The sequence below is a fragment of the Selenomonas ruminantium subsp. lactilytica TAM6421 genome, from assembly GCF_000284095.1.
GTDB classification, from domain to species: Bacteria; Bacillota; Negativicutes; order Selenomonadales; family Selenomonadaceae; genus Selenomonas_A; species Selenomonas_A lactilytica.
Window position 1 is genome coordinate 902,659 of sequence record NC_017068.1, and the last position, 18,798, is coordinate 921,456.

An 18,798-nucleotide genomic window follows, 5' to 3' on the forward strand; every position below is an offset into this window, starting at 1 on the left:
ACTGATGACGGATTTATCCATTTATGATGAAGATTATGAGTTTACTTTTCGTGGCAGGGAATATCGTTTCTGTGAGCGATTGTTTTATGATGATCGATTCTCGTTAAGATTGCCGGTATCCTTTGAGCTTATGCCGGATTCTGTGCGAGAAATCTATCAGCCGGGGAGTCAGCCAGGGCAGCTGCTGCTGACGGATGAGGCTGGACAGTTTTCATTCAGCATGATGAAGGCAGAAGATCCTTTGGATGAAGAGATTATGGCCAGACAGGTGGAACTGTGTCAGTTTATTTTACCCAAGATGGCAGCAGGGGTACATGTTTATGAAGCAGATATCATAGAAGGCCGCTATCAGCAGTTAGCATATTTTGAGTATATCCATGATGCTTTGTTGGAACGCATGTATAATTGCATGTTCCTGACAGGTGTCAGCGGGCATATGGTATGGGGGACGATTTCCTTTTCGTATGGCAATCGCAAGTTGAAATCTTTGGCCAAGGAAATCGCTTGTTCCTGCCATGATCTCAGTATAGTTGAATGATCTGATAAAATCTGCGAGGGGGTGTTTCTATGATGCGTTTTTATTTTATTGCTGCTGTTTTGATGGGGTGTTTATGGCTGCTGAGTGAGAATGGGGCACTGCAGGATATCGATTGCTTTTGGAAAACAAGCAGTTTCATTGCTTCGGAAAAGCAGGAACTGCGGATTGAGCTGCCGGTGCGCCTGGAACCGCTGTCCGAGTCCGATGAAGGCTATACGGTATGTCAGGCTGACTGTGACGATATGTTCGTGGATCTGCATAGCGAGAGCTTGTATCTGCAGGAAGACCGGGACAGATATATGCAGGAAGGGCCGCAGAAACGTGTCCTGAAGATAATGGGGAATTATGATGTAGAGAATGTGGGCATGACGCATCAGGAGACTGCCGTCATCAATCATATTCCGCTGCGAAAATTTCATTTTACCGGCCAGCAGAACGGACAGGATGTGGAAATTGAGGTGGTGACGATTGCCCGGAAGAATCTGGGCTGGATTTTCACCTTTATCTATGATGCCGGTGATAAAGAAGCGGAACGGCAGGTACAGAAGGGAATTGCCAGCCTGCAATATGCGGAGCGGGCAAAATGAAATTTTTTTCAAAAAGTGCTTGACGAAGCCGGATGATGGTGTTAATATATTACATGTCCTTGAGAACAAGGCGCATGACTCACTAGCTCAACTGGCAGAGCAACTGACTCTTAATCAGTAGGTTCACGGTTCGATTCCGTGGTGGGTCACCATTTGAAATCACAAGCTCTTAGGCTTTGCCTGGGAGCTTTTCTTGTATGCTTTGGCAGGAAAGGCCCATACGAATGAAGGAAGATACCATTGCAAAAATAAAAGAGGAGACTGCTGGCTGGGAGTATATGCAAAATCTCCCGGAAGAATGGCATGGCTTCAGGCTGCAGCGGGAGCCGGTCATCGGCAAGGACAAGTACGATCTGTATTCCTATGTCAATGAAGGCTGGCATAAGAAGGTCATCGTTTATTTCCATGAGGAAACCCATGAGTATAAGGTGCGGCTGAAGATCGGACTGATTGAATTTGCCCGCATCGAGTTTATCACGGGAAAACTTTCCGTGTTCGAGGAATTGCTGACCAGTCAGTTTGAGCAGCTGCTCAAGGATACAGCCCAGTTCAATCCGGCAACCCTCAGCAGCATTGTGATGGATCTGAAGCTGCCGGAATGGCAGTGGGGGCGTGAACTGCCGCTGGAAAACGAAGGCTTCGAGCTGTTCATCAAGCCCGCTGAACCCGTGAAGATCAACAATGGTTCCTATATTGTCATCGATTATGTGGATTTTGCGCTGGAGAGCAGCTTTACGGTTTATTACAATATCTATCGGGGAGAGTTCTTCTCCGAAGCGCGGATCTGGAATATCCCCGATGTAAATTACGATTTTGACTCCAATGACTTGCAGGAGCTGGAAGAGAAGTTATGTGCCCGCATGCCGGCCCGTCTGCAGCAGGTTAGGCAATGGGCCGAAGAACAAAAGGATGATATACATTATGGTAGTAATTGACAAGGCGATTTTGCATATATTGGATTTCAACTCCGGCATGACGGTGTATTCCGACGAGGAACTTACGGTGCAGGACAGCATTGAGACCTTTTTGCACAAGCATATTGAAAAATCCTGGGGCAGTCAGGATGCCAAGCCGGGAACGTTCTATGATGACAGTCATTGTGCTCAGCTGGTCAAGGAATATCTGAGCGGGGAAATGAGCTTTGTGCCCTTTTCCAAAGAACTGGCCAAGAAGCTGGAAGATGCTTTCGTCCATGCGGAAGAGATGGCTTCCAGCGATGTGATCGTGGCGGATGTGCGCATTGATGACCGGCGGCAGATTGTCATTTTCAAGTCAAACAGCCATATTGGCTACACTCATCAGGTGAACCAGACGGAAGCGGGCATCAAGAATGAGATCATCAACCACTATTCTATCATGCCCAATCTCTCTCAGAAGATGGAGGAGTTTGCCTTTATCGATGCAGAAACGAAGGAAGTTTCCGTCACGGCGAAAAAGTACACCATTGATGGCAACAGCATCCTGGTGTTCCCGGAAATCCTGCTGGAATGCAGCCTGACGCCATCGCCCAAGGAGGCCATCAAGAACCTCAGCAAGACGGCGGCGAAGGTGGCCGAAGCTTATGGTCAGGACAAGGTGGCTACGGAAGCGGCGGTCAAAAGCTATGTGACGGAGAACATGCAGGCCACGGATGAACTGGATCTGGTGGAAGCAGGTAAGGAAATCTTCAAGGAGAACCCCTCCATGCAGGCGGATTTTGACAACGCCATCAAGGAGGCAGGCTTCACGGAGCCCGTGAAGATGGATCAGGAAGCCACCATCAAGAAGATGTGCAAGCATAAACTCAAGACCGATACGGGCATTGAGTTGACCATTCCCTCCGAGTACTTCGACAACACGGAGTTCATGGAGTTCCATAATAATGAGGATGGGACTCTCTCCATCATGCTCAAGCATATCGGCAATATCGTGAACCGTGGCTGACAGGAGCGAAACTATGCAAGTAAATGGCGATTTAGCCAATATCAAAACATATGTGCTGGAAAAATTAAAGGCCCTTTATGAGCTCAAGGTGCCGATCGGGCAGATTTCCACCCGAGAATTGAATGAGGAGATGCTCGCCATCACCGAGGATACGGATCGGGAAGTGGCGGTGTATCTGAACCGTCAGGGCAAGGTGGTGCAGGTGTCCCTGGGGGATACGGCGACGGTGGATCTGCCGGAGTTCAAGCAGAAGACGCGCTCGGATCTGCGGCTCTCGGGAATCCGCTGCATCCATACCCACCCCAGCGGGGATGTGCGCCTGAGTTCTCCTGACCTGTCTTCCCTGCGCCGCCTGCGCTTTGACTGCATGGCGGCAATCGGCCGCAAGGATGGCAAGATCATTGGCTGTCTGGCTTTCTTTGCCGGGGAGATGAGTGAGGATGGCACGCAGCTGCTGACGCAGTACGGCCCGGCAGAAGACAAGGTGCTGGCACAGATCAACCTGAACATGCTGGTGACGGTGGTCAATAAGAAACTGGCCGCCCAGAGCACGAAATCCACGGAAGATGAGGTGGAGCGGGCCATCCTGGCCGGTGTGGAGCGTCCCGGCAGCAGCTGGCCCATCGAAGAGTCCATGGCGGAACTGGAGCGACTGGCCGATACTGCCGGCGCCAAGGTGGTGGCTACTTTCACCCAGCGCAAGGAAAAGCCCGATGCAGCGTTCTTCCTGGGCAAGGGAAAGGTCAATGAACTGGCCATGGAGATCCAGAACCTCGAAGCAACGCTTTTGATTCTCGATGATGAACTGACACCGTCCCAGCAGCATAATCTGGAGCGGATGCTCGGCGTCAAGGTGATTGACCGCACGGCGCTGATTCTGGATATCTTTGCCCAGCGGGCCAACTCCCGTGAGGGCAAGCTGCAGGTGGAGCTGGCGCAGCTGCGTTATAATCTGCCCCGGCTCAGCGGCCAGGGGCTGGCGCTTTCGCGTCTCGGCGGCGGCATCGGTACCCGTGGCCCCGGTGAAACGAAACTGGAAGTGGACAGGCGGCGCATCTACAGCAAGATCCACGATATTGAAGAGCTGATTGACGGCATGAAGAAAAGCCGCACCTTGCATCGCAAGCGCCGCAAGGAATCCCAGATTCCCTTGGTGGCTCTGGTGGGTTATACCAATGCGGGCAAATCCACCCTGCTGAATAAGCTGACGGGTTCTGAGGTCTTTGCGGAAGACAAGCTCTTTGCCACCCTTGATCCCACCACCCGTCATCTGGAACTGCCCGAAAAGCAAGAAATCCTATTGACCGATACCGTTGGCTTTATCCAGAAGCTGCCACATACATTGGTCAAGGCCTTCCGGGCCACGCTGGAAGAGGTACAGGAGGCAGATCTGCTGCTGCATGTGGTGGACTGCAGCAACGAGAACCTCGAAGCCCAGATTGAAGCGGTGGTAGCGGTGCTCCAGGAGCTGGAGGCGGACAATAAGCCGGTGCTCTATGTCTTCAACAAGGCTGACCAGCTGGACAATCCCCATATAAGGGAACAGCTGCTGCATGGCCGGGATGGCGTCTTCATCTCTGCCATGACCGGAGAGAATCTCGATGCCCTGCAGCGGCGCATCGAAGGCTTTTTCCAGGAAAGCCAGGTGCGCATGACGCTGCTGATTCCCTATGCGGAGGGGGCGGCGGTCACCAGGCTGCATCAGCTTAATGCCGTGGTGGAAACCTCGTATGAGGAGACGGGCACGAAGGTAGAAGTGCGTTTGCCGCTGTCGGAAAAAGATAATTTCGTACAATATGAATTAAAGGAGTAATCGTTTTGGCTTTTTCACAAAAAATCGTTGACTTGAAACAGGAAGTGCTGGCGCAGTCCCGGGAGCTGTTTGCCCGGGTGGATGGCATTGCCGAGGAAAATACCCTGAAGGTTTTGGATGCCATGCGGGAGTGCAAGGTATCCGATGCCCATTTCAACACCACTTCCGGCTATGCCTATGATGATATTGGCCGGGGCAAGCTGGAGGAGCTCTACGCCAAAATCTTCGGCGCTGAGCGGGCTTTGGTGCGCACGCAGTTCGTGTCCGGCACCCATGCGCTGGCTACGGTGCTCTTCGGTATCCTGCGTCCCGGCGACGAGCTGGTGTCCCTGACGGGCAAGCCTTACGACACCATGCAGACGGTTATCGGCTACGATAATCCGAGCCCCGGTTCCCTCAAGGAATTCGGCGTGCTCTACAACGAGCTGCCCATGATTGAAGGAAAAGTGGATATAGCAGGAATCAAGACGGTGATTGGCGAAAAGACCAAGATGGTGGAAATCCAGCGCTCCCGTGGCTATAGCATGCGCAATCCGCTGTCCATCGAGGATATCCGGGAAATCTGCGCCGAAGTTCACCGTATCAAGCCGGATTGCATCTGCTTTGTGGATAACTGCTACGGCGAGTTCGTGGATACGCTGGAGCCGACGCAGGTGGGCGCGGACATTATGGCCGGTTCTCTTATAAAGAATCCCGGCGGCGGTATTGCACCCACGGGTGGCTATATCGCAGGCCGCAATGACTTTGTGGAATTGTCTTCCTACCGTCTGACGGCTCCGGGTATGGGCGATGAATTGGGTGCCAGCCTGTCCAACAATCGCCTGCTGTTCCAGGGGCTCTTTCTGGCACCTCATGTGGTGGCTCAGGCCATCAAGGGAGCTATCTTTGCTGCCGGCATGTTTGCCCGCTTAGGTTACAAGACTTTGCCGCTGCCCACGGATGTGCGCGGCGATATCATCCAGGCCATCGAGCTGGGCACGGCGGAAAACCTCATCGCCTTCTGCGGCGGTATTCAGAAGTATTCTCCGGTGGATTCCTACGCTGCGCCGGAACCCTGGGATATGCCGGGCTATGCGGATCAGATCATCATGGCAGCAGGGACTTTCGTGCAGGGCGCGTCCATCGAGTTCAGCGCCGACGGCCCTATGCGGGCACCTTATAATGTCTATCTGCAGGGTGGCCTGACCTTTGAACATGCCGTCATCGGCATCATGGGTGCGGCCCAGGCCATTGAGGATTTGGAACAGTAAAACTCAATATGGCTTCTCTTTACAAAAAGTATGCTTATAGGGTATGATATAAAAGCAGGGACGGCATATGCCGCCCTGCTTTTATACAGACAGTACTTTTCAGAATAGAGGCAATTATGTTAATCGAATTCAAGAATAAGCGGCGATTAGCCGCTATCGATATATTCCGCGGGCTGGCCATCGCAATCATGCTGTTGGTCAATGCCCTGCCGAATTTTGAACAGGCCTGGCCCTTATTGGTGCATGCTCCCTGGGCGGGGCTGACCATTGCGGATCTGGCCTTTCCCGGCTTTGTCTTTATCATGGGGGTATCCGCTTCGCTGTGGTTTCCTAAGCATGAGCAGGATGGTTCAGGGGAGAAGTTCTGCATAATCCTGAAACGTTCGCTGTTGCTGATTTTGCTGGGGTTTTTCCTCTGTCAGTTCCCGCTGGTGCTGCAGCATGTGTTTCAGCCGGAACCGGGCGGCTCACTCATAAAGGATATTGTGGAGCATGGCCGCATACCAGGGGTATTGCAGCGGCTGGGGCTGGTGTATTTCTTCGGCATGATCATCACCTGGTGGCTGCGCAGTGAAAAGCATATTGCCATTATGGCCCTGCTTTTGCTGGTGTTATCCTCAACCTGTTTTCATCTTTACGATACCACCAATCCATTCAGTCCTGACAATAATATCAGCATGCTGATTGACGGGATTTTCCCGGGGACGGCCCATTGCTATATGGGACAGAATTTCGATCCGGAGGGGCTTTACGGCACAATAGCGGCCACGGCTTCCTTCCTTTGGGGCATGCTGGCGGGGCGGCAGCTGACCATGGAAAGCGCCCCGGTCTTCGAGCGGGTGCTGATGCTGTTGGTCGGTGGCGCAGTGCTGCTGTTGTTTGGCGGCGCCTGGAGCTATCTGGATATCATCAGCAAGCAGCTCTGGACCGCACCTTTCGTGCTCTTTACCAGCGGCGGCTTTATGTGCAGTCTGGGACTATTGCAGATGCTTTTGAGTCTGTTTCCGGATTTTATCAACTGGCTATTTACACCCTGCAGGCTGCTGGGGCTTAATCCTTTGTTTATGTTCATCGTGCCGGATATGGTATTGATGACCTTGTGGCAGCTTACGGTCAAAGGCGAGCCATTTTATTCCTGGCTTTGGGAAAATACCCTGCGGGGAATATTGGGGGCACCGTTGAGTATCTTTGCCTTTGCTCTTGTCTGGGTTATGCTGTGGGTGCCGCTGGCTGATTTTCTGCATAAGCGGCAGATCATATTTAAATTATAAGGGGGTTATGTGATGAGGTTTTTACGGGGAAAATGGAAGTATCTGCTGGGAGTGTTCACGCTGGCAATGTTGACTCTATGGGGCAATGTGCCCGCGTCCAGCGCGCCGGCCATTCCGCTTAGGGGAATCGTGGAGGGCTTCTATGGCACGCCCTGGTCTCAGGCAGACCGGCTGGATATGCTGCAATTCTGCCATGACCATAAGCTCAATGCCTATATCTACGCACCAAAGGACGATCCCTATCATCGGGCCAAATGGCGGGAGCCCTATCCTGCCGATAAGATGGCGGAATTGCGGGTTCTTATCGATGCGTCGAAGAAGCAGCAGGTGAAGTTCATCTTTGCCATTTCGCCGGGGCTGGACATCCATTTTGACGGCCCGGAGGGGGATGCTGACAAAATCGCCATGGAGCGAAAACTCACGGCCATGTATGAGATGGGCGTGCGGGATTTCGCCATCTTCTTTGACGATATCAAGAACAAGGATGCCAAGGGGCAGGCAGAGTTTCTGAACTGGCTCAATGAAAACTTCATCGCCAAGCACAAGGATGTGGCGCCGCTGATTACAGTGCCTACCGAATATTTCCGGCAGGATATGGAGGCTGAGGGGCAGATCAAGGAATACACCCGGGACTTTTCTGCTACGTTGGATAAGAATATTCTCGTGCTCTACACTGGGGAAAAGGTGGTACCCGATGGGCTGACGGATGAAGATTACGCCAAGGCAAATAAGCTTTATGGCCGTCAGCTTGGCGTATGGTGGAACTATCCTGTCAGCGACTATCTGGAAGCCAAGCTGGCGTTGGGGCCCATCGAGAAAATGCCGGTGAAGTCGGAGATTCCTGCTATTTTCTATAATCCCATGAAACATGCGGAGCTGTCGAAAATCTCGCTGGCTACGGGGGCAGATTATGCCCGGAATCCATCTAAGTACGATGCGGTCAAATCCTGGCAGAAAGCCATCAAGTCGCAATACGGAAAGCTGGCACCGGCCATGGAGGCCTTTGCTGACCATAATCAGCATATGGTAGTGAGCTGGGCTGTGATTGGCCCGGAGGATGGTGCAGCCATGCGGCAGCTGATGGAGGCTTACTGGCAGGACAAGTCAAAGGGCGAAAAACTGACGGCTGACCTGTCAAAACTTGACCAGTCAATTTCGCAGCTGCAACAGAAACTGCCTGCCAAGGCCCTGCAGGAATGCCAGCCCCAGCTGCAGCAGCTGCAGCGCATTGTACGGGCCGATATGCTGGGCATCCGGATACTGGCTGGTGAGCAGGACAAGCGGGCTGAATTTGACACCCTGCTGGCAGAGGTCAAGGCCCATGACAAAGAAGCCCAGGCCTCGGAGAAGACCTGCCGGGCCTTCCTGGATAAATTGGCGGGGCTCTTGTAATTTTCTGAATATTATAGTATAATAGGACATATCGAAGCAGGTTTTCCATTTTATCTGTAGGAGGGGTTCTTATGTTCAGAGCAGTACCATTTCATCTCCGGGAAAATGCGGAGCGTGGTTATGATGTTTTGGAAAAGGTGTTGAGCTATGCCGCCGAGCAGTCTCTGAATCCGCTGGGTAAAGTCAGCGGGGCATTATCGTCCTTCAAGGTGGACGTGATTGAGACGGATACAGCCTATGAGCTCTTTGCAGAACTGCCGGGTTTCTACAAGGAGCAGATCACGGTTTCCTATGATGATGACAACTATCTGCGCATCAAGGCCCAGCGGGCAGAGGCAGTGGATGCCAGCATCAAGTATCTCTGCCGGGAGCGCAAGAGCGGCGATTTTGAGCGCACCTTCTATATTGACGGTATCGACAAGAAAGCCGTCAATGTGGCTTTCGAGAACGGTATTTTGCATATCGTCCTGCCGAAGCAGAAGGAAGATGAAAACCGTACGGTGTTTGATATCGAGTAAGATTAGATTGTGAGAGCCTGCTGGCTGCCGAAAAAAGGTGCCAGCAGGCTTTATTTATGATAAAATATTGAAAGAATATGAAAATATTTTTGCGCTATTGTGGGAAGAGGCAGGAATTTTTTGGATGGAAAGGGAATAGTACATAGAGTAAACAGGATCAGTTTATCGTAAACAGACCAGAGGAGATTGGGAGGGACCAAAGATGATGGATGAAAAGGATTGGGCAGAGTTTAAACGGAAATTGAAGGCCAAGACGGAAATTGACCTCGATCTATATAAAGAACCGCAGATGAAACGGCGTATCGGCAATCTGGTGACCAGAGCTAATATGGATTCCTATGTGGCGTATTTTGACAATGCAGCCAAGAATAAAGACGATTTTGCCGCCTTTATCGAATATCTGACGATCAACGTGTCGGAATTCTTCCGTACACCGGAGAAGTTTGGCAAGCTGGAGACAGATGTCATTCCGGATCTTTTGAAGCGCTCACCCAAGCTCAATATCTGGAGTGCGGGCTGCTCCATTGGGGCGGAACCTTATTCCCTGGCTATCATCATGAAGGAAATGACGCCGAATGTGAAGCACCGCATCCTGGCCTCTGACCTGGATATCGAAATCCTGGCCAAGGCAAAACGGGGGGTTTACAACAAGGACGAAATCAAGGCCATGAAGCCTGACCGTCTGAAGAAATACTTCCAGACCGTTGAAGGGGATAAGTATGCGGTCAGTCAGGAAATCAAGAGCTGCATCGAGTTCAAGCGTCATAATCTCTTGAAAGATCCCTTCGAGAATGGTTTTGACCTGATTCTTTGCCGCAATGTGGTCATTTACTTCACCGAGGAAGCCAAGGATCAGCTCTATGCCAACTTCTTCAAGGCCCTGAAGCCAGGTGGCATCCTTTTTGTCGGTGCCACTGAGGCCATCCTGAACTTCCGCAAATTAGGCTATACCAGTTTCCAGCCGTTCTTCTATCAAAAGCCTTTGGCATAAGAAAAACGCCAATTATTACGAAAAGATCGGAGCTAAGTCATGTACGCGAATCAACAGATAGAACAACTAGATAGGGAAAGAATGCAAGCCTTGCAGTTAGAGCGCCTGCAGAAACAGCTGAAATGGGCAGAGGAAAAGAGTTTCTTCTACCAGCAGAAGTTTACCAAGGCAGGAGTGTCGGCAGGTGACATCAAGAGCCTTGAGGACATCCGGAGGCTTCCTTTCCTGACCGCTAATGAACTCTTCCAGATTGATTCGCTGGATATGCTGACCATGCCACTGTCGGGGATTATCCGCTTCAGCGTGGTGCAGCAGGAAAATGGCGAGGTGACGAAGTTCTATACCGCAGGCGATATCGGACATAATGTGGAGATGCTGACGCGGGCCTTTGTGGCCGCAGGTGTCAATCAGACCTCAGTGGTGGCCTTGCAAGGGGATATGTCCGACAGCCGCATCATGGATCTTCAGTATGCTTTAGAGATGCTTGGCGCGACGGTGGTAGCGATGGGAACGGATTATCGGCAGTGGCTGCGTATGATGGAGCTCATCAGCATGGATACCATTGTGAGCACGCCCCAGCTGATCATGCAGCTCATTATCCAGCTGCAGGCCACGGGCAAGAATATTGCCGATTATCCGTTGACGCGGATCATCTGTCTGAATCAACAGGGCTTGCAGAATGCCATGCAGCGTCATATTGCCGACCGCACCCATGCTACGGTATATAACCTCTATGAACCGGCGGAATTGGGTACGGCCAGCATGCTTTATCAATGTGAGGCTCATAAGGGTTATCATATTCAGGAGGACTACTTCTATCCGGAAATCGTAGCCTTCCATAGCGATCAGGTGGTGACCGAGCCTCATCAGATGGGCGAGTTGGTGGTAACTACCCTGGCGGCAGAAGCCGTGCCGTTGATCCGCTATCGCACTGGGCAGGCGGTTATGTTGGAAACGGATGTGTGTGACTGTGGGCGGACATTGCGTCGGGTGACGACACCATTTACCTTTATGTAGGAAATCATAGCCTTCCCCATAGGGGGAGGCTTTTTTATTTGTGGGGAATACTTATGACAGCAACTTTAGACTTTATCATTGGGCGCAGCGGCACGGGCAAGACGCATGCCTGCCTGACGGCCATGCAGAAGAAAATGACGGCAGAGCCTTTAGGGCCGGCGCTGATCCTGCTCTTGCCGGAGCATATGACCTATAAGGCTGAGCGGGAACTGGCCACCATGATGGAAAAAAACGGGCAGGGCTTTTTCCGTGCCTATGTGTTCGGCTTCCGGCGTTTTGCCCGGCAGATCCTGCTGGAAACCGGTGGTGGGGACATGCCCCGCATCAGCGATGTGGGAAGGCGGCTCTTACTGCAAAAATTACTGCTAAAGCATCAGAAGGACAAGGATCTGACGGTTTTTGCCCGAGCAGCCCGGCAGCGGGGCTTTACGGAAACCCTGTCCGATGCTATCAAGGAAATCAAAAGCTATCGGCTGACCACCGATACACTGCGGCAGGCGGCGGATATGGTGGGCACCGGGCAGGAACGCCTTTCGGGCAAAGTGCGGGAACTGTCTACGCTGGCCGATGAATTTGCGGCAGCCATGGATGGTCGCACGAATGATGCGGAAGATCTGATGAACATCCTAGCGGACAAGATCCCACAGGCAGAACTCATGCAGGGCGCTGAAGTATGGATTGATGGCTTCGTGTTCTTCAATCCACAGGAAATGAATGTATTGGCCGCCATATTGTCCAGTGCGGCAAAGGTCCATATCACTTTGCCGCTGACGGGGGAACACCTGCCAAATGGTCAGGTCAATTTTCAGCAGCCGGAAAATACCAATGAAACAGGGCTGTTCAACCGTCCTTACCGCACGATGGAAAATATCTGCCGCCTGCTGCAGGAAATGGAGTCAGGTCAGAGTGGTTTTTGGCAGCCTGTCACGTTGCTGACGGAAAATCATCGTGCCAAAAATCCTGCTTTGGGCTGGCTGGAGAAGACATTATTCGGCCAGGTCGCGGAATATTCGGAAAAAGTACAGGGGCTGCGGCTGGTGGAAGCGGCTAACCGCCGCATCGAGCTGGAGACCGTGGCGGCGGATATCCTGCGGCTGGTGCGGGAAGAAGATTACCGCTATCGGGAAATCGGCGTTTTGATCCGCAATGCCGAGGATTATGATGGCGTCCTGCCGTTGGTATTCCAGGATTATGGTATTCCCTTCTTTCAGGATGGCAAGCGGCAGAGCATCCATCATCCCTTGGCGGAACTCCTGCGTTCCGCACTGGAAGTGGTGCAGCGGGGCTGGAACTATGAGAATATCTTCCGCTGTCTGCGCACGGGCTTCTTCCCCTTGGTGAGGGATGATGTGGACAAGCTGGAAAACTATGTGCTGGAATTCGGCATCCGGGGACGCAAGCGGTGGCTGCAGGCAGAGGATTGGCGTTGGCATCGCCGTTATTCGCTGGATACGGAAGAGGAAGAAGTCGATGCGGAAACCCAGGAACGGCTGCAGCTCATTGACGGTTTGCGGCGGCAGGCCGTAGAAGCGCTGCGGATTTTTGACCAGTCAATCCGGCAGGCGGAGAATGTAACCGACCAGATCACGGCTCTTTATGATTTCCTAGTGGCACTGGAGGTGCCTGCCCATCTGGTCAAATGGCAGGAGGTGGCTGAGAACGAAGGCCGGATGGCAGATGCGGCAGAGCATAAGCAAATCTGGGAAGACATCATGGAATTATTCGATCAGCTGGTGGAAATCAGCGGGCAGGAAAAGATGAGCCTGACTGATTTTGCGGCGGTGCTTGGGGATGGGCTCGATGCGGTGAATCTGTCCCTGATTCCACCGGGGCTTGACTATGTGACGGTATCCTCCCTGGATCAGAACAGTATGGCGGGCAGCCGGGCCATCTATATCCTGGGGGCCAATGCCGGAGCCATGCCGCGGCGGATCGGTGAAGCGGGGATGTTTACTGATGCGGACAGGTTGCATCTGGCCGATGCTTTGGAAAAAATGCCTGCGGAATTCGGGGAAAAGCCGGTGATTTCCCGGGGCAGCCAGGAGCGCAGCTTTGGTGAGCGCTTCCTGCTTTACCGAGGCTTTAATGAGGCCAGCGAATACCTGTGGATCTCTTATGCTCTGGCAGATGCAGAGGGCAGTGGTCTGCAGCCTGCCTCGTTGGTGGGGAAATTAAAGCACTGCTTCCCCCAATTGCTATTCTGGTCTATTCCCTTGGAAATTTTGGACCGTAAAGATATGCTACAACTGTCGGCACCGGTGCCGGCGGTGTCCGGTCTGGCCAATGCCCTGCGCGGCCAGCGGGATGAAGGAAAGATGGATGAATTCTGGCAGGACGTGTACAATTGGGCCCTGAAGCAGCCGGATCTGCAGCGGCCGATGAAACTGGCACTGGCAGGGCTGGCGCCCAAAGCTCCTGTAGGCGAGATTCCCACGGAACTGGCCCAGGCCATCTACCTCAAGGGCAAATTCCTGCGGGGCAGCGTCACTCAGTTCGAGAAGTTCCGTCAGTGTCCCTTCAGTCATTTTGCGAAGTACGGCCTGAAATTGCAGGAACGCCATACCTATGAGTTCCGGCATATGGATTTGGGACAGCTTTTGCATGAGGTGATCCGGGAATACGGGGAAATGGTCAGCCGTGATTATGACCATCGCTGGCAGGATGTGCCTGAGGAGCGTCGCGGGGATATCTGCCATGAGCTGGTGGAGACCATTGCACCCCGCCTGCAGAGTGAAATTTTGCTGAGCCGTCCAGATTATCGTCACTATAAGCGGCGCATGGAGGCTACAGCCTTGCAGGCAGTCAATCATTTGTCCGCCTGGGCAGCGGTATCAGAATTCCAACCGGCTTACTTTGAGGAGGGCTTCGGCCATAAGGCGGATAAGGTGCAGCTGACACCGCTGCCTTTGGGCAATGGTTTTTCCCTGTCCCTGAAGGGTCAGATTGACCGTTTGGACATCCATCAGGAAAATCCCTATTTTCTGATCCTTGATTATAAGACGGGGCAGGCAGCCATCAATCTCTTTGAGGTGTATTATGGGCTGAAACTGCAGCTGCTGGTCTATGTGCTGGTGGGGCAGGAATTACTGAAACAGCAGGATAAGGAAAGACTGCCCGCAGGCATTCTCTATGCGCTTTTGCATAATCCCCTGATTACGGCGGATAAGCGGCTCAGCAGTGAGGAGATGGCAGCAGCCATCAAGAAGAAGCTCACCATGCCCGGCTGGGTGCTGGCGGATATGGACGTCATCCGCAGCATTGATGCCAATCTGGAGCATATCAAGCCTCAGGCCAAGAAAGATGGGCAGCTGGACAGCAATACCTTGAAGAAACATTACATCCGCACGCAACAGGAATTTGAACTGATGCTGGGTTATGTGGACTATATCCTGCGGGATACCGGGAAAGCTATCCTGTCCGGTGATATCCAGATCAAACCCTATCGGAATGGGGAGCGCACGGCCTGCAAATACTGTGATTATCAGGTGCTCTGTGGCTTTGATCCGGATATTGAGGGTTTTGCCTATCATGATGTGCAGGATTTTGATGAGGAAGAAATGGAACGCCGGATGGCGGATACAATAGGAAGAGAGGATTTAGCTGATGCCATACACCAAGGATCAACAGACAGCCATTGAGGCTCGCGGGCGGAATATATTGGTCGCCGCTGCCGCCGGTTCCGGCAAGACGCGGGTGCTGGTGGAACGCATTATCCAGCAGCTGCTCCATGATGAACTGGATGTGGATGAATTATTGGTGGTGACCTTCACTAATGCGGCGGCGGCAGAGATGCGGGAACGCATTGAAGGAACCCTGGCCCGGGAATTGGACGGCATCACCGACCGGGAAATCGCCGCTCGTCTGGAACGGCAGATGATTTTGCTGACCGGTGCCGATATCAGTACCTTCCATTCCTTTTGCCAGCGGGTGATCCGCCAGCATATCGAAAGCATTGATGTGGATCCCAAGTTCCGTCTGGCCAGCGAACAGGAAATGATCTTGCTCAGGCAGGATGTTCTGGAAACCATGCTGGAGGAAAAATACGAACGCCCGGAACGGGCAGAGGATCTGCTCGTCTGGGAAGAATTCATTTCCTTTATGGACGACTATGGTGATGAAAAGGGCGATGAGACGATCAAGGAGGCCATATTGAAACTTCATGCCTTTGCCCAGAGCCAGCCTTTTCCTGCGAAATGGCTGCAAAGCCAGCAGGAAGCAAAGACAGAGACTTTGGCCAATTCTCCGTGGCTGGGTGCTGTTATCCCCGAGATGAAGAATGGCTTGCTGGCGGTGATCAGCCAGTATGAGGAATTGGCTGCCTTGGGCAGTTCACAGTCTGATGCGGCTTTTGCAGCGGCCTGGGCACCCTATGGGGAGCTGATGCAGCAGGATCTGGCCGGCTTGGCCGATATCCGCGAAGCCTTCAATGTGCTGGCCCTGTCCCCGGAGGCAGATAAATGGGATGAACTGACCAAAAAGGTCAGCAAGTTTTCCTGGGGGGCCATGCGGGGAAAGATCTATAACGACTTGAAGTCGCTTTATCCGGATAGCCGGCAGACCTTTGTTGACCGTCGGGATGCTGTCAAAAAGGCGCTGACCAAATTTGCCGAAACCTATATGAAGCAATCGGCGGCGCAGATGGAAGAGGATATGGCAGCCAATCAGCAGGTGGCTGGAACCTATGCCCAGCTGGCATTGGATTTTGGCAGTGCCCTGCAGGCGGCCAAGCAGGAGCGTAATGTGCTGGATTTCAACGATTTGGAGCACTATGCGCTGCAGATTCTCAGCGATACGGATGCGGAAGGCAAAATTGTCCCCAGCGAAGCGGCAAAAACCTTGCGGGAAAAATATAAGTCCATTATGGTGGACGAGTATCAGGACACCAATGGTGTACAGGAAACCATTCTGAATCTGATTGCCCGGGAAAACAATCGCTTTACCGTAGGGGATGTGAAGCAGAGTATCTATCGTTTCCGCCTGGCTGATCCGACACTTTTCCAGGTCAAGTACGACAGCTTTGTGGAAGAACCGACGGCGGGGGACAAGAATCAGCTGATCACCATGAAGCAGAATTTCCGCAGCCGGGCGGAAGTGCTGGCTCCCATCAATTTTGTCTTTGACCAGATCATGACGCGGGAGGCGGCGGAAATCGAATATGATGACCGCAGCAAGCTCTATCCTGGTGCAGATTACCCGTCACATGAACATACCCTGGCCGGGCCTATGGAATTGGATTTGATCCTGCAGGAGCAGGAAGATGCCAAGGAAAAGAAAAAAGCCCCTGTGGATACAGAGGCGGAGGAGGAAGGCGAAGAGGATCTGCAGGGCTTCAAGCTGGAAGCGCAGTACATTGCCCAGCGCATCGCCAAATTGATGGAGGAGAGTCCCTTTGTCTACGATAAGGATCAGGATGGATATCGTCCTCTGGCCTATCGGGATATTGCGGTGCTTCTGCGGGCGGTGAGTGGTAAGGCCAATATCCTGCTGGAAACCCTGCGTAAAAACAGCATTCCTGCTTATGCCAATGTGGATGGCGGCTATTTTGAAGCGGCAGAAGTGCGGCTGATGCTGGCGCTGCTGAAGGTCATCGACAATGTGCGTCAGGATATTCCGCTGGCTGCGGTGCTGGCTTCCCCAATCGGCGGCTTTTCCATGGAAGAACTTACGCAGATCCGTCTGGCTTCAGAAACCGGCGATCTTTATGATGGTCTGTTGGCCAGTTTTTCGCTGGACAGTAAATTGCCGCAGGAGCTGGCTGGCCGCATAGCTGCATTTCAGGCAGATTTGGCCCGCTGGCGCAGCTTCGCCATCAGTCATAGCGTGCCGGAGCTGATCTGGCTGCTCTATCGGGATACTGGTTACTACGATTATGTGGGCGGTATTAAGGGCGGTCTGCTGCGGCAGGCCAATCTGCGCATGCTGGCCGATCGGGCGGCTGATTATGAGCGCACTAACTACCGGGGACTGTTCCGTTTCCTGCGGTTTATCGAGAATCTGCAGAAACGGGAGACGGATTTGTCTGTAGCCAGAACCTTGGGCGCCAGCGAGAATGTGGTGCAGATCATGACCATTCACCGCAGCAAGGGCTTGGAGTTTCCCGTGGTCATCGTGGCGGATACAGCCAAGGGTTTCAACTTCAAGGATTTGAGCAGTTCCTTCCTGATGCATAAGGATTTGGGCATCGGCATGAAAATTGCCCAGCGCTCAAGGGTGGGACGGCAGATCTACAAATCCCTGCCCTGGCAGTCTGTGGCCACTAAAATCCGCGCGGAATCCAAGGCTGAGGAAATGCGTATCCTCTATGTAGCCATGACCAGAGCCAGAGAAAAGCTGATTCTGACCGGTGTGGTGAAAGGAAAGGATCTGGCCAAGAAGTTCCAGAAATACTGTCAGTATGTGGAACAGGAAGAGGCGCAGCTGCCAACCCATGCCATCACCGGTGCCAAGAGTTATCTGGATTGGGTGGCCATGGCGCTGAGCCGTCATAGTGCAGGCGAGCCACTGCGGCAGGCGGCTGGACTTGAAGGAGTGATGGCGAATTTGGAGCAGAGCATCGAACCTGCTGCCCAGATTAAGGTCAATCTCTGTCCGGCACAGTCTGTCACAACCGATAAGCAGGACGAAGATGCCGCTGATGAATTCTTGCAGGCGGCCGTCCATCTGCAGCCGATGCCCACGTCTGCTTATCAGGAACAAGTGGAACATATGCTCAGCTGGCAATATGCGGACAAAGGTTTGGCCAATGTTCCGGCCAAGCTCACGGTGACGGAGATCAAGCGGCGCTTTGTCGCTGGTTTGGAGCATGATGAAGAACTGCCTGCGGCCCGTCAGCTGATTGTCATGAACGAGCAGGAAGAATTGGAAGCGGTAGCAGAAGGCGGAGAAGTTCCTGCAGCTGAGGCAGAAAAAACAGCAGAGGAGATAGGGGCAGACTGGCCCCGTCCACGTTTTATGCGGGAGAAGCAGACCAGTCTTTCGCCCATGGAACGGGGCACCATCATGCATACGGTCATGCAGCGGCTGGATTTCCATGGCGATGTGAGCTATCAGGGTATCAAAAAGCAGGTAGAAGCATTGGAAGCAAAAGGCATTCTGCCGGAAGGTGCCGGCAAGGTGGTCTATATCAAGGGCATACAGGGCTTCTTTGCTTCGCCCTTGGGGGCGCAGGTGCAGAACGCCCGCAGGCTTTATCGCGAGCTGCCCTTCAGCCGGATGCTCAAGGCCAAGGATTTTTACCCCGAAGTGCAGGAAGAAGGGGAACTGGTTTTCACCCAGGGCGTGATTGACCTGCTTGTAGAAACCGCCGAGGGTGAGCTTATCCTGGTTGACTACAAGACCGACAGGCTGACGGATCCGGCCCGTATCCGGCGGCGTTATCAGATCCAGCTGGATTTGTACCGTGATGCCGTGGAAGCAATCTTAGGGCGGCAGGTAGACAAGACCTATCTCTATCTGTTGCAGAATGGCAGCTTTGTGCCTATGGATGCAGTGGAGTAAG

The 18,798-nt window shown here is 52.9% G+C and carries 13 protein-coding genes and 1 tRNA gene; all 14 read left to right on the forward strand.

Features of this window, described 5'->3' with window-relative positions; genetic code table 11:
• Positions 1–4: 4 nt before the first annotated feature.
• The 14 genes from SELR_RS04360 to addA all read left to right on the forward strand — a co-directional run bounded on the left by SELR_RS04360 (position 5) and on the right by addA (position 18,797).
• Complete coding sequence (locus tag SELR_RS04360; RefSeq protein ID WP_014423991.1) at positions 5–538, forward strand: hypothetical protein; 534 nt, start codon at positions 5–7, stop codon at positions 536–538.
• 29 nt (positions 539–567) lie between these two features.
• Positions 568–1,125: a hypothetical protein gene (locus SELR_RS04365; protein ID WP_014423992.1), complete on the forward strand. Its 558-nt coding sequence runs from the start codon at positions 568–570 to the stop codon at positions 1,123–1,125.
• 76 nt (positions 1,126–1,201) lie between these two features.
• A tRNA-Lys gene (locus tag SELR_RS04370) sits at positions 1,202–1,277 on the forward strand.
• A 45-nt stretch (positions 1,278–1,322) separates the two neighbouring features.
• Positions 1,323–2,060, forward strand: coding sequence for a hypothetical protein (locus SELR_RS04375; protein WP_231848116.1), 738 nt, complete (start codon positions 1,323–1,325; stop codon positions 2,058–2,060).
• Positions 2,047–3,048: a nucleoid-associated protein gene (locus tag SELR_RS04380; RefSeq protein WP_014423994.1), complete on the forward strand. Its 1,002-nt coding sequence runs from the start codon at positions 2,047–2,049 to the stop codon at positions 3,046–3,048. Before SELR_RS04375 ends, SELR_RS04380 begins: the two co-directional genes overlap by 14 nt.
• Positions 3,049–3,061: 13 nt before the next feature.
• Positions 3,062–4,861, forward strand: a complete 1,800-nt coding sequence (gene hflX, locus SELR_RS04385; RefSeq protein ID WP_014423995.1) for a GTPase HflX — start codon at positions 3,062–3,064, stop codon at positions 4,859–4,861.
• 5 nt (positions 4,862–4,866) lie between these two features.
• The gene (locus SELR_RS04390; protein ID WP_014423996.1) at positions 4,867–6,111 is read left to right on the forward strand and encodes a methionine gamma-lyase family protein; all 1,245 of its coding nucleotides are present in this window, start codon (positions 4,867–4,869) and stop codon (positions 6,109–6,111) included.
• 116 nt (positions 6,112–6,227) lie between these two features.
• Positions 6,228–7,382: an acyltransferase family protein gene (locus SELR_RS04395; RefSeq protein WP_014423997.1), complete on the forward strand. Its 1,155-nt coding sequence runs from the start codon at positions 6,228–6,230 to the stop codon at positions 7,380–7,382.
• Positions 7,383–7,394: 12 nt separating this feature from the next.
• Positions 7,395–8,774: a protein O-GlcNAcase gene (locus SELR_RS04400; protein ID WP_014423998.1), complete on the forward strand. Its 1,380-nt coding sequence runs from the start codon at positions 7,395–7,397 to the stop codon at positions 8,772–8,774.
• 71 nt (positions 8,775–8,845) lie between these two features.
• Complete coding sequence (locus SELR_RS04405; protein WP_014423999.1) at positions 8,846–9,292, forward strand: Hsp20 family protein; 447 nt, start codon at positions 8,846–8,848, stop codon at positions 9,290–9,292.
• 202 nt (positions 9,293–9,494) lie between these two features.
• Positions 9,495–10,283: a CheR family methyltransferase gene (locus SELR_RS04410; protein ID WP_014424000.1), complete on the forward strand. Its 789-nt coding sequence runs from the start codon at positions 9,495–9,497 to the stop codon at positions 10,281–10,283.
• An 81-nt stretch (positions 10,284–10,364) separates the two neighbouring features.
• Positions 10,365–11,300 (forward strand): phenylacetate--CoA ligase family protein, encoded by a 936-nt coding sequence (locus SELR_RS04415; RefSeq protein WP_014424001.1) that lies wholly within the window; start codon positions 10,365–10,367, stop codon positions 11,298–11,300.
• 53 nt (positions 11,301–11,353) lie between these two features.
• A complete protein-coding gene (gene addB, locus SELR_RS04420) occupies positions 11,354–14,938 on the forward strand; it encodes a helicase-exonuclease AddAB subunit AddB (RefSeq protein WP_014424002.1) in 3,585 nt (1,194 codons plus the stop codon).
• The gene (addA, locus tag SELR_RS04425; RefSeq protein ID WP_014424003.1) at positions 14,904–18,797 is read left to right on the forward strand and encodes a helicase-exonuclease AddAB subunit AddA; all 3,894 of its coding nucleotides are present in this window, start codon (positions 14,904–14,906) and stop codon (positions 18,795–18,797) included. Before addB ends, addA begins: the two co-directional genes overlap by 35 nt.
• Position 18,798: the final 1 nt, after the last annotated feature.